This window comes from Flavobacterium sp. S87F.05.LMB.W.Kidney.N, assembly GCF_004366435.1.
Taxonomy (GTDB): Bacteria; Bacteroidota; Bacteroidia; order Flavobacteriales; family Flavobacteriaceae; genus Flavobacterium.
The window spans coordinates 720645-734162 of record NZ_SODX01000001.1; the positions used below are offsets into that span (position 1 = coordinate 720645).

A 13518-nucleotide genomic window follows, 5' to 3' on the forward strand; every position below is an offset into this window, starting at 1 on the left:
TATTTATTCTAAGTATTCTTTTAATGAGCAAATTATATCTTTTCTTAGCTTTTTTAATTACTTCTGTTTCTTTTTCACAAAGTATTCGTTTTGATGGATTTATTCAAGACGAACAAAAAAATCCGTTGGAGATGGCCAATATTATGGCTGTAAATACAGCTACAAAAGCAATGGACTCTTACGGAATTACCAATGATAAAGGAAAATTCCAGCTGACTTTAAAACCGAATACTGCTTATACAATCAAAGTTAGTTACCTCGGAATGAAATCGAAAGAAATCGCCGTAACAACTAAAGCTGAAAACATGAACCAGAATATTGTGTTGGATGGAGCAGGAATTGAATTGGAAGGTGTTGAAATTGTGCGCGAAATGCCCGTTTCAATAAAAGGAGATACGATTGTTTATAACGCAGATTCTTTTAAATCAGGAACTGAAAAAAAACTGGAAGATGTCTTGAAAAAACTTCCGGGCGTTGAGGTAAATGCCGACGGAGAAATTGAAGTGGAAGGAAAAAAAGTCAGTAAATTGATGGTTGAAGGAAAAGATTTTTTTGACGGAGATACTAAATTAGGCGTAAAAAATATTCCCGCAGATGCCATTGATAAAATCCAAGTTCTTAGAAATTATAATGAAGTCAGTGCATTAAAAGGTCTGGAAAACGATCAAGACAATGTGGCGATGAATATTAAACTAAAAGATGGAAAGAAGAACTTTTGGTTTGGAGATGTTACCGCAGGAATTGGCGTTGGAGAATTAGACAGCCGTTATATAATTAACCCAAAATTATTTTATTACAGTCCGAAATACAGCATCAATTTAATTACCAATTTTAATAATATTGGAGAATTACCTTTAACGGCACAGGATTATTTTAAGTTCACCGGAGGATTCAAAAATCTAATGAAAAAAGGTGGAAGCAGTTTTAATGTTTCGTCAAACGATTTAGGAATTTCATTGCTTCGAAATAATCGCGCTAAAGAAATTGAAACAAAATTTGGTGCAACAAACTTCGCTTATTCAGTTACAAAATCTTGGAATATTAGTGGTTTCGGAATTCTTTCTACTTCAAAAACAGAATTAGAAACCAAATCTCAGACTACATTTTTAAATTCTGGAAATCAGGAAAGAAGAGACGAAAATACAAGTCAAAAGAATAACTTGGGGCTTTTCAAATTAAGTTCGACTTACAAACCAAACGATAAATTTCAGTTTGATTATGATATCTTAACCAAGTTGACCAAACAAGAAGAATATTCAGATTTATTTAGAGAACAGATTGTACTGAACGAATCTACTCCAGAAACTATTTTTACAACAAAAAAACAAGATCCAACTTCGATTAATCAGAACTTGAGTTTGTATTACACACAAAGCGACAAAAATATTTTTGCTTTTGAAATGCAGCATTTGTACCAAGACGAGAATCCTTTTTATAATGCCAATCTGGCGACGCTTCCTTTTCGTTTGTCAGGATTTGTTAAACAAGATCGAAATGATTACAATCAAAATCGTTTTGTAAAAACCAATAAACTAGATGCTAAACTGGATTACTATTATATGGTAACGCCAAAAAGCAATATCAATATTACTTTAGGAAATACTTATTCGTACCAAAATTTCAATTCTCATATTTTCCAAATATTGGATAACGGAACACGAAATGATTTGAACGATCCGGCGAATAACAATGATGTAGATTATAGATTTAATGATGCTTTTCTAGGCTTTCATTATAAAATCTTAAAGGGAAAATTTACTTTAACACCAGGAGTCAGCCTGCATTCTTACCAAATGACAAACGGACAATTAGGGAGTGATTATTCTCAAAGTTTTACCAAATTACTGCCGGATTTCTTCGCTTTATATCAAATTAAAAAGTCAGAAACATTGACTTATAATTTCTCTTTAACCAATGATTTTACAGATGTTAATCAGTTGGCAGCAGGTTATGTTTTGTCCAATTACAGCAATTTGTTTCATGGAAATCGATTTTTAGAAAATGCCACTTCGCAAGTGCATTCGCTTCGTTATTTCAAGTATAATATGTTCAATTTTGAAAATATTTTTGCCAATGCAACTTACACGAGAAAAGTAGATGCTATTAAAACGAAAGCAGATTTTGATGGAATTAATCAATCGTCAGTTCCATACAATTCAAATTTAGACGATGAAACTTTTTCTGGAATGGGATCTTATGGGCGTTCATTTTTAAAAAATTACAAAGCGTCGGCAAGTGCGAGTATCAACTGGTCAAAGTTCAATAATATTCAAGATAACGAATTGAGAACAACCGAAAGTTTTGTGCAGAGTTACACCATAAAAGCATCAACAAATTATAAAAAACTCCCGAATATCGAATTTGGTTACAATCTTTTGGTGAATAAATACAGCGGTTCTACCTTTTATACCGATAAACCATTTGCCCGATTAGATTACTATTTCTTAGATAGTTTCTCTTTTGTTTCGGAGTATGAATTTTACCATTATTACAACGGAGATAAAACGGTCGATAATGAATATGATTTCTTAAGTGCCAGTTTAATTTATCAAAAGAAAAACAGTAAATGGGAGTATAAAATTTCGGCAACCAACTTGTTAAATACAAGATATTTGAACGATGATAATTTTACGCAATTCTCTACAAGAGTTTCTCAATATACCGTACAGCCCCGATACATCATCTTTTCGATGAAATATAATTTATAGTAATAGAATTGGTTTAATTTTATAAATAAGGTGTTTATTTAAATAAGAATGGAATATCTTTACATGAATATTAACAGCCAAATTTTTATATTATGCGCAATTTTATTTGGAGTTTATTGCTATCTACTTCGGCAATTTCTATGTCTTTTTCTCAAGAAAATAATGAAAAAGGAACGTATTTATCTACAAACAAAGGCCAGAAAATCAAATTAAATTTATTGGACGGCAACAAATATGAGCTGGTATTTTATTCAGGTGATTATGAGGTAAAAGGAGATTCATTGCTATTTGCTAAAAATGTAGAAGCACAAACTAACTTTGATCTTTCTTTTAAAGTTGATAAAAAAGCCAAAAGTGTAAAAGTAAAATTCTTAGATCCTTCGTATTATTCCTTTTATATAGGAACCCAAAAAGGTAAAGAAGAAATTAAATACCAAAGAATTTCAGACATTAAAACGAAGATAGATCCAGAATGGAAGGAAACTGATCTTACTTTTGAAATTGAAAAAGCAGACTTTTTATATTTAGTATTTGAAGATAATTACAACCCAACGACGGTTAATAAATATGCATTGCCAAAAGATGTTTCTGAAATAACAATTGGTTATGAATTGGCAGTTTTGGGAGATTTGAAAATTTCAGGATTTTTTGATAGAAAAACCAATCAATTGATAATCTCTGAAAAATCAGGATTAAATCCTTTGGTTTTTACTAATGAAAAAGATCCTCAGCCAGCAGCCAAAACTTCAAAAGTTACTCCTCTAGAAAGTTTGTCTATTGCAAATTGGACTTATCCAGGTAAAGAAAATGTTTTGGTTAACGAAGATTTTGGGACAGGAATTGTTGCAAAAGATAGTGTTGTGGTTGCCGTTGAAGATGTAGCAACTCCAGCTTATACACAATATGATTTTAAATTAAAAATTGAAAATAATCTGAACAAAGCCATTTCGGCGACTAAAGAATCAAACAATAATAAGTTTTTAGGAGTTTATGTCAATAGTAAAAAAGAAGCAAAAGAGAGTTTTGATTTATTTATAAAAGATCAAGAAACTCAAGCAGGATATAGTATGTACGATGCTTATAATCCTGTTTACGATGTTTTTAATTATTATTTGGCTGGAGCCGATGATAAAAAATGGCTCAAAAACAATAAAATAACAAATGATCCAAGCGTATTGGTATTGAACGGTCAAGGCAATATACTAGCAGTTGCAAAATCTGATTTAGAAGCTCAGAAATATCAATTTAGTTATTATGGCGATTTTTATCGCAAACTTCTGCGAACAGATGCTTTTTTAGCAATGAATACTGTTTTAAAGAATAAAAAAGCAGGTGATGCCGATATAATTAAGGCTTTTAATAAAGCAGCAATGCTCGAAGCTTCTTATGACTACGATTCAGAAGATGTAGTAACAGATCCTAATTCAACAGAATTTGTATTCACAAAAACACCTTTAGACAAAAAAGAAGTTGCCGCAAGTTGGAAAAAATTAATTGAAGCTCATCAAAAAGATACTAAATCAGATATGTATTTGGTTGAAACAATTGTAAAGGAAATCAAAAACCAAGGATTTACAAAACAGCTTTTTAATGAAGATAAAATTTTAAACGACACCGATTTCTTGGCGATAGACTATTTGCTTAAACATTCTGATGATATAGAAAACAAACGTGCAGAGTTCAATAGTATAGTAGGACAACTTCATAATGTTGGAAGTCCAGTTACTGAAATTTCAAATGCGTTACAGTTAAACCTTTATGCATCTCAAGATGGAGTTACAGGAAATATCAATAAAGAAAAAGTCAATTCTATTTATAAAAAGATAATTGCGTCTGGTAAAGGTAATTTTGATGCTTACCGCAATTATTTTGATTATTTAGGTCAGGTTGAAGACAAAGATGGTTCTAACACAACTTTCTTAAAAGAATTCAATACCTATTTTGATAATACTTTGGCAGGAACAAGTCCAATTGAAAAATTAGACGCCATTTTTGCAGGATTAGATTCTAGTTCAAGTTATTCTTATGACGGCTGGAATATGTTTAAAGAATATCATTCTAACCTTGCAAATACAGCAGCTTGGAGTGTGGTATTAAAACCTCAGAATTCTAACTTTTTAAAAGATGCTATCAAATGGTCTGAATACAGTTTGGTTGTTACTAAAAACAATCCATATTATTTAGATACTTTGGCGCAGTTATATTATAAAGACGGACAAAAGCAAAAAGCAATCGAAACTCAGACTTTAGCAGTGAAATATTTATCTGGTGTGACTGAAGAAGAAACTGCGACTGAAATTAAAGACACGTTAGCAAAAATGCAAAACGGAACATATTAATAAGACTAAGTTCTAAAAGCAAAAAGCCGATTTCTAATTTAAGAAATCGGCTTTTTTATGTTCAGGCTAACTAAGATGTCTAACGATCTAAGCGAGTCTATAAGTCTAGATTTACAATCCAAATGCAGCTTTTACTTGATCAACAAAATCAAGTTTTTCCCATGTAAATAATTCAACAGTAACTGTTTTTTCGTTTCCGCCTGGAGCAGAGAAAGTTTTAGTTACAGTTTCTGGTTTACGTCCCATGTGTCCGTAAGCAGCAGTTTCGCTGTAGATTGGGTTTCTTAATTTTAAACGCTGCTCGATAAAGTAAGGACGCATATCGAAGATAGCTTCTACTTTTTTAGCGATTTCACCGTTAGTTAAGTTTACTTTTGAAGTTCCGTAAGTTTCAATGAAAATTCCCATTGGTTCAGCAACTCCAATTGCGTAAGAAACCTGAACTAAGATTTCGTCAGCAACACCTGCAGCAACTAAGTTTTTAGCGATATGACGTGTCGCATAAGCGGCACTCCTATCTACTTTACTTGGATCTTTTCCAGAGAATGCACCACCACCGTGAGCACCTTTTCCACCGTAAGTATCAACGATAATTTTTCTTCCTGTTAAACCAGTATCTCCGTGAGGTCCTCCAATAACAAATTTTCCTGTTGGGTTAATATGGTAGTTGATTTTATCGTTGAATAAATGAGCGTGCTCTGGGTTTTTAGCGATAATTCTTGGAATCAAGATTTCGATAATATCTTTTTTGATTTTAGCAAGCATTGCAGCCTCTTCATCAAAATCGTCATGTTGTGTTGAGATAACAATTGCATCAATACGAGTCGGTTTGTTATCGTCGCTGTATTCTAAAGTTACTTGAGATTTAGCATCTGGACGTAAATAAGTGATTTCTTTGTTTTCACGTCTTAAAATAGCTAACTCTTGTAATAATTTATGAGATAAATCAAGTGCCAATGGCATGAAGTTTTCAGTTTCGTTTGTAGCGTAACCAAACATCATTCCTTGGTCTCCAGCACCTTGCTCTTCTGGCTTCGCTCTGTCAACCCCTTGATTAATGTCTGCAGACTGCTCGTGAATTGCAGAAAGAATTCCACAAGAATTCGCTTCAAACATATATTCACTTTTAGTATATCCAATTTTACGGATTACCTCACGTGCAATTTGTTGTACATCAAGATAAGTATTCGATTTTACTTCACCTGCTAAAATTACCTGACCTGTAGTAACTAATGTTTCACAAGCTACTTTTGAATCAGCATCAAATGCCAGAAAGTTATCAATTAAAGCATCCGAAATTTGATCTGCAACTTTGTCTGGATGCCCTTCACTAACAGATTCTGACGTAAATAAATAAGCCATAATAATTTATTAAATTAACATTAAGCGAGGAAAAAGTAATTGCTGAAAGTGCTAAAGGAGAGTTCCTGCTTTAGCATTTTTTACTACTGAAATCTATCTTTCAGTATTCATAACGAACCATTTCATTATGAAGAGGTTGCAATCAGTTCAAATTTTTCCTCTGTATTCGCGTGCAAAAGTACAAAACCATTTTGATTTGCAAATTAAAGTTCAACTTTTTTTATTTTTTACAACAGAAATTTAACAAAAACATACTAGATTGATAGGGTAATAGAAATTATTTTGGTTTTTGTTTGGTCGATTAAAAAATAGTTCGCACATTTGCTTCGTTAAAATAACAGAAAGAAATGAAATTTACAATTTGCAATATGATGTCTTGTAAGATGCCGGAGTTATCCGCAGAGACTCTATTGTAGTTTTTTTTCAACAACATATATAGAACCTCTGCAGACCGCAGAGGTTTTTTTTGTTCAAAAAAGAAAGCTGTAAGATTTTTTTTAAGCCAAAAACAACTAATTAATCAGTTAAAAAAATGAAAAAAAATGTACTAATCGTTTTAGGTCTTTTTACATTTTCAGGTATTTATGCTCAGGACAATAAAAAAGAGCAGGATACTTTAAAGAGTAATGAATTAACAGAAGTAACAGTTATTGGATCTAGAAGTAAAAACAGAGTAAAAACAGATGTGCCGGTTCCGGTTGATGTTTTTAACGTGGGCGAAATAACAAAAGGTGCGCCGCAAACCAGCGTAACTCAAATATTAAACTATGTTGCGCCTTCGTTTACAAGTAACGCAACATCAACAGCAGATGCAACAGATCACGTTGATCCAGCGCAATTAAGAGGATTAGGACCAGATCAGGTTTTAATTTTAGTAAACGGAAAAAGAAGACACACAAGTGCTTTAGTTAATATAAACGGATCGCCAGGAAGAGGTTCTGTTGGAACAGATTTAAATGCGATTCCGTCTTTTGCAATAGAAAGAATTGAAGTTTTAAGAGATGGAGCTGCGGCCCAATACGGTTCTGATGCAATTGCCGGAGTAATTAATATTGTATTAAAAAAGAACGCTGACTTTCTTACTGGAGGAATTCAATACGGAACTAATTTGTCATCTGGATCTAATAATTTCGAAGGAGGAGCAGACGGGCAAACTGTACAAGTCGATTTAAATTACGGAACTTCGTTAGGTAAACCGGGAAGTTTCTTCAATATTACAGGAACTGCCGTTACAAGACAAGCAACAAGCAGAGCAGGAATTAGAAGCAATAATATTTTTAATGCCTATAATGCTGTTGAAAATCGAGCAGCACAAAATGGAGTTGAAATAAATTCATTATTCACCAACATTAATACCACTGGAAACTCGGCTCAAATTATTAGTTCATTACAGCAATATGCTCCTCAAGTAAGCTATTTTACAGCAGCACAGCAAACTGCAATCGCATCTGCAACAACAATTGCGCAAATGCAGACAGCTTTGAATTTTGATGTTACTAATAATGAATTAGCCTACAGAGGACAGCAAAGAAGTGACTATAATATGAGTGTTGGCCAGTCAGAACTTGCTTCTGGTCAGGCATATTATAATGCGAAATATCCCTTAACAGAAAGTACTTCTTTGTACTCTTTTGGTGGAGTGTCGTATAGAAATGGAAAATCGTATGCGTTTAACAGGCTTCCAAACGGTTCTGGAACTTTCACGCAAGTGTATCAAAATGGATTTTTGCCAGAAATAGAATCAGATATATTAGATGCTTCTGCAGCGGTTGGCGTAAACACAGAATTATTTGGTTTTGATACCGATTTAAGTACAAACCTTGGAACAAACTCATTCAAATATGATGTAAACAATACTATTAATGCAACCCTTGGAACAAATTCTCCTTTTAGTTTTGATGCCGGTAAAGTTTCGTTTTTACAAAGTACAACCAATTTAGACTTTAGTAAAAAATACGATGTTCTTTCAGGATTAAACGTTGCTTTTGGCGGGGAATTCAGATATGAAAATTACCAAATTAAACAAGGAGATGAAGCTTCTTATGGCTTATATGATGTAAACGGAAATTTGGTAACGGGAATTTTGCCAAGCACTTCTCCTTTAATAGTTACAGATTTCTTTGGAAACAAACGTGGAGCAGGAGCACAGGGATTCTCAGGTTTCCAGCCTTCAGATGCTAAAGAAAGCGATAGAAAAAGTGGTGCAGGATATATTGATTTAGAATTGAATGCAACAGAAAAATGGCTGGTAAATGGAGCTGCGCGTTATGAAAATTATTCAGATTTTGGAAGTACAGTTACTTTTAAACTAGCCTCTCTTTTAAAATTGACAGATAATATTAATTGGAGGATTTCTGGACAAACAGGTTTTAGAGCGCCTTCATTACAGCAAAAGTATTTTGAAGCAAGTTCAACACAATTCATCAATGGTTCGCCATATCAAGTAGGTTATTTTACAAACGATTCGCAGGCTGCCAAAAGTATTGGTGTAGAAAACCTAAAACCAGAGAAATCAAAAAGCATCAGTACAGGATTTACATTTAAAATTCCTGAAGCTAACATAACCATTGCTACTGATGCTTATTTTACAAGAATCAATGATCGCGTTGTATTGTCGGGACAATATGCAAGACCAACAGATGCGCAAATTGCTGCCGCTACATCTCCAACGCAGGCAGAAGCGTTGACATTGTTCCAACAGGCATTTGATTTGAAAGGTGTAGAAAGAGCTTCGTTCTGGACAAACGGAATCGACTCTGAAACTAAAGGAATTGATTTGGTAATATCTCAAAAATATGATGTTATTCAGGATTTCGTAATCAGAAATGATTTTGCTTTGAGTTACAATGAAACCAAAAGAGTTGGAGATTTACACATTCCGCAATCAATAATTGATGCAGGAGGAGATCCGTATATTTATTCTTTCTTTCCAGAATCAAGCCGAATTTATTTAGAAGAAGCAATTCCAAAATTAAAAGCAAACTTAATGACAACTTTCAGCATCAAAAAACTAGATATTTATTTAAGAAACAGCTATTTCGGAAAAGTTACAGATCCAGGAGCAACAGATGTTAATCTTGACGGATCAGCTTCTGTATACGAGCATCCAGAATACAGTGCAAAATTAGTAACAGATTTATCTTTCGGATATCAGATTAACGAACATTTTAGAGCGACTGTTGGATTTAATAATATAGGAGACGTTTATCCAGATAGAAACAATCCGGCAACTCCAGCTTTTACAAATACAACTCCAACTTTATCTCCAGCACCAAGTACAGACTTGACCAATGCAAATCAGTTTGCTTATTCAAGAGCAGTTTCTCAATTTGGATTGAACGGAAGATTTGGTTTTGCACGTTTAAGCTTTAAGTTTTAAGAATTTAGAATTGATGCCGAAGATTACTCAAATTAAAAGGTTTGTTTAATCATTTTAATTTTCTAATCTGTGGCTAAATTGGAGACATCTTTTAGAATAATTGTATATATAATAAGTGATTATAAAAATTTAATAATAAAAATCGAATTTTAATTTGGTAGTTAAAAAAATATTACTACATTTACTCTATCGAATTAGTCGAATTAAAAAAACAAACCAATTTAAAAAAATGAAAGCAATAGCAAGAAGAAATATGATGTGTTGTGGAATGATGCAAATGTGCATCCCGACTTGCTGTTGCCAAAAGTGAAAGATAAAATCTTTGTTATAGTTAGAACTATAAGCCCTTTTGGTAGCCATCCGAAAGGGCTTTTTTCATTTTAAATTTTAAATCATGAATACACTAGATATAAATACAATTGCATTTCAATACTTATTGAGAACAGATTCACAAAAAAATAATACTAAAGTTGAAGAATCAACGAGTGAAACTTTAAAATATAACCCGGAACAATATTTAAAAACTCACAAATCAGTACTGTTTCATATGTATGCACTTGAAGAAGAAGGAGAAGATTTTTTTATTTAAGTCATTTTAACTGAATTACAATTTCAAAACTTAATTACAATATAAACGTATAACAATACCTAAAAAAACTAAGAAATCATGAGTACACAAAAATTTGCAACAAACGCATTACACGCAGGACACGATGTTACTAAAAACGGAAGCACAAGAGCAGTGCCAATTTACCAAACATCATCGTATGTATTTAACAATTCAGATCACGCTGCCAATTTATTTGGTCTTGCCGAAGCTGGATTTATTTATACAAGATTAAATAATCCGACAAACGACGTTTTAGAACAGCGTCTGGCAGCACTTGAAGGCGGAATCGGAGCGGTAGTAACAGCATCTGGAGCATCGGCAATTTCTACAACATTATTGACTTTGCTAAAAGCTGGAGATCATATAGTTGCATCAAACAGCTTATATGGAGGAACTTATAATCTGCTGAAAGTTACATTACCAAGATTAGGAATTACAACAACATTTGTAGATCCTTCAAGACCAGAAAATTTTACCAAAGCGGCAAAAGAAAACACAAGAGCTTTTTTTGTTGAATCTCTCGGAAATCCAAAATTAGATGTTTTAGATTTAAAAGGAATTTCGGCAGAAGCCAAAGCATTTAAAGTGCCATTTATAGTAGACAATACAGTTGCGACACCTTACTTATTGAACCCAATTAAATATGGTGCCGATATTGTAATTCACTCCTTAACTAAATATATCGCTGGAAACGGAACTTCTTTAGGGGGCGTTATCATTGATGCTGGAAATTTTGACTGGGCAAACGGAAAATTCCCTGAATTTACCGAACCGTCTGCAGGTTACCATGGATTAGTATATCACGAAGCTTTAGGAAATGCGGCTTTTATTGCAAAAGCGCGAATTGAAGGACTGCGTGATTTTGGTTCTGCTTTGAGTCCATTTAATGCTTTTCAGATTATTCAAGGATTAGAAACACTTCCAATCCGAATCAAGAAACATAGTGAGAATGCTTTGGCTTTGGCCGAATGGTTAGAGAAACAAGATGAGGTCGTGTGGGTAAATTATCCAGGTTTAAAATCGAATAAATATTACGATTTAGCCCAAGAATATTTGCCACAAGGCCAAAGCGGAATCATTACTTTTGGATTAAAAGGTGGTTTTGATGCTGCTAAAAAAGTTGTAGATAATACAAAATTATTCTCTTTACTAGCCAATATTGGCGACACTAAATCGCTGATTATTCACCCGGCAAGTACCACACATCAGCAGTTAACAGATGAAGAACAAATCGAAACAGGAGTTTCAAAAGATTTGGTTCGTCTGTCTGTGGGAATTGAAGATATTGAAGATTTAATTGCAGATCTGCAAACTGTTTTTGAGAGTGTTTCGCTATCACAATACAGTATTAATAAAAATTAGGTTTTTTTGTTTTTTGTTTGAAAGATTGCCTTTAGTGATTGGTTATTGCTAAAGGTAATTTTTTATGAAAAGCATCATTATAAAAATTCAACCATATAAGTGATATAAGTTCATTTAGTAAAATGCACCACAGTGCGTCTAGCAATTTAACGCAAAGAAAATTAAATGAACTTATATCACTTATATGGCTAAAAAACAAAATAGTAGAAATTATGTCAAAGCTTAAAATAAACATTATCCTTTTTGGAATTGGAAATATCGGAAGTACTTTGATTAATCAGATTATTGAAAGTCAGGACTTTTTTCTTGAAAGTAAAAACGTAGATTTTCATTTTCCTATTATAACCAATTCTACAGTGGCCTTTTTCGAGAAAGAAGGTGTTGGTTATGCTTGGGAAACCAATTTTAGACAATTGGCTGTTCCTTTTAAAGTAGAAGATATTATTGAATTTGCTAAAGAAAATGAATTCGAAAACTTGATTGCTGTAGATGCAACAGCCAGTGATGAATTGGTGAAACATTATAATACGCTCATCAAAAACGGATTTAATATTGTGGCTGTCAATAAAAAAGCAAACACACTGCCGATAGACTTGTACAAAGAGCTGCGATCAAATCTTAAAAAGTATGACAAAGAGTTTTTGTATGAAACATCTGTCGATACAGGGATTCCGGTTTTGCAGACTTTAAGAGATTTGTATTATTCGGGAGAAAAAATCACCAAGATTCGAGGAGTATTTTCAGATAATTTGAGTTACGTGTTTAATAGATTTTCTTCTGAAGATGTTTCGTTTTCATCCGTTTTAAAAGATGCAAGTCTTTTGGGATTAATGAAATCAACATTCAAGGAAGATTTATCTGGAAACGACACGGCAAGAAAACTTCTAATATTGGCCAGAGAAGTTGGCAAAGATTTCAATTTCTCAGATATTCAAATACATCCTTTTATTACAGAAAATCATCTGGAACAAAATGGAGTGCTGAATAAAGAAGCAGTTGACAAATCATTTAAAATAGCAAAAATAACACAGTCTGATAATCATGTACTTCGTTATGTGGGCGAATTTGATTTTGAGAAAAATAAGCTGGAAGTCAAATTGATTTCAGAACCTGCACATTCTGCAATTGGACAATTAAAGGGCTCGGATACCATTTTTGAAATCTATACACAATCTTACGCACAGGTTCCAATTGTAATCCAAAGTGCACCGCCGTGCAAACAGGCAATTTCGAGAGGAATTATAACCGATATTTTGAAAGTAGCGGAAAGAATTAGAAATAAAGAGGCCGTTTGGTCTTAAAAACTTCGTAGAAAATAAAAAATATAACTAATGTTCTTTGATAAACTGATTCGTTAAGGAAGTTTAGAAAGCTTTAAAACTGCTTATTGATCAATTTTTTATAGTCTTTTTCTGTAAATTATTTTTGTAAGATGTTTTTCGACGTAAAAAAATCACTTTTTAACGTATTTTGTAATTAAATTCTTGAATTTTATTTGTTTAATAAAAATAATAGTTGCATATTTGTTATACCCAAAAACTACTACAATCAAATGAACTTAAAAGTCAACAAAATGTTTTGCGCCATTTCGGTTATAACCGAGGCTGGGTTGTCTATTGCTTAAAAAATTGTAAGAATACAATATATAGTAAAGCCTCCCAAAACATATTGGGAGGCTTTTTAATTTTACACAAAAATGCAGAATTTAAATAAAATACAATATAAATCACAGATGAATAAATCCTTACAGATGAACAA

7 protein-coding genes are annotated in these 13518 nt (G+C 32.8%); 6 read left to right on the top strand and 1 reads right to left on the bottom strand.

Annotated features, from left to right (window positions below; all coding sequences use genetic code 11):
* Positions 1-23: 23 nt before the first annotated feature.
* Both EDB96_RS03220 and EDB96_RS03225 read left to right on the top strand, forming a co-directional pair.
* Positions 24-2708, top strand: a complete 2685-nt coding sequence (locus EDB96_RS03220) for a carboxypeptidase-like regulatory domain-containing protein (protein WP_134139197.1) — start codon at positions 24-26, stop codon at positions 2706-2708.
* A 92-nt stretch (positions 2709-2800) separates the two neighbouring features.
* The gene (locus EDB96_RS03225) at positions 2801-5047 is read left to right on the top strand and encodes a hypothetical protein (protein ID WP_134139199.1); all 2247 of its coding nucleotides are present in this window, start codon (positions 2801-2803) and stop codon (positions 5045-5047) included.
* A 111-nt stretch (positions 5048-5158) separates the two neighbouring features.
* Here the strand turns inward: EDB96_RS03225 and metK are convergent, their stop codons facing one another.
* A complete protein-coding gene (gene metK / locus EDB96_RS03230) occupies positions 5159-6409 on the bottom strand; it encodes a methionine adenosyltransferase (RefSeq protein WP_057117586.1) in 1251 nt (416 codons plus the stop codon).
* Between the two features lie 532 nt (positions 6410-6941).
* On the opposite strand from metK, the gene EDB96_RS03235 reads away from it, so the two are divergent.
* The 4 genes from EDB96_RS03235 to EDB96_RS03250 all read left to right on the top strand — a co-directional run bounded on the left by EDB96_RS03235 (position 6942) and on the right by EDB96_RS03250 (position 13061).
* Positions 6942-9788: a TonB-dependent receptor plug domain-containing protein gene (locus EDB96_RS03235; RefSeq protein WP_134139201.1), complete on the top strand. Its 2847-nt coding sequence runs from the start codon at positions 6942-6944 to the stop codon at positions 9786-9788.
* 394 nt (positions 9789-10182) lie between these two features.
* A complete protein-coding gene (locus EDB96_RS03240) occupies positions 10183-10377 on the top strand; it encodes a hypothetical protein (RefSeq protein ID WP_057117584.1) in 195 nt (64 codons plus the stop codon).
* Positions 10378-10455: 78 nt separating this feature from the next.
* Positions 10456-11760, top strand: coding sequence for an O-acetylhomoserine aminocarboxypropyltransferase/cysteine synthase family protein (locus EDB96_RS03245; RefSeq protein ID WP_134139203.1), 1305 nt, complete (start codon positions 10456-10458; stop codon positions 11758-11760).
* A 212-nt stretch (positions 11761-11972) separates the two neighbouring features.
* Positions 11973-13061 carry an aspartate kinase gene (locus EDB96_RS03250; protein ID WP_057117685.1) on the top strand — a complete coding sequence of 363 codons (1089 nt, stop codon included), beginning with the start codon at positions 11973-11975 and terminating at the stop codon, positions 13059-13061.
* Positions 13062-13518 lie beyond the last annotated feature (457 nt).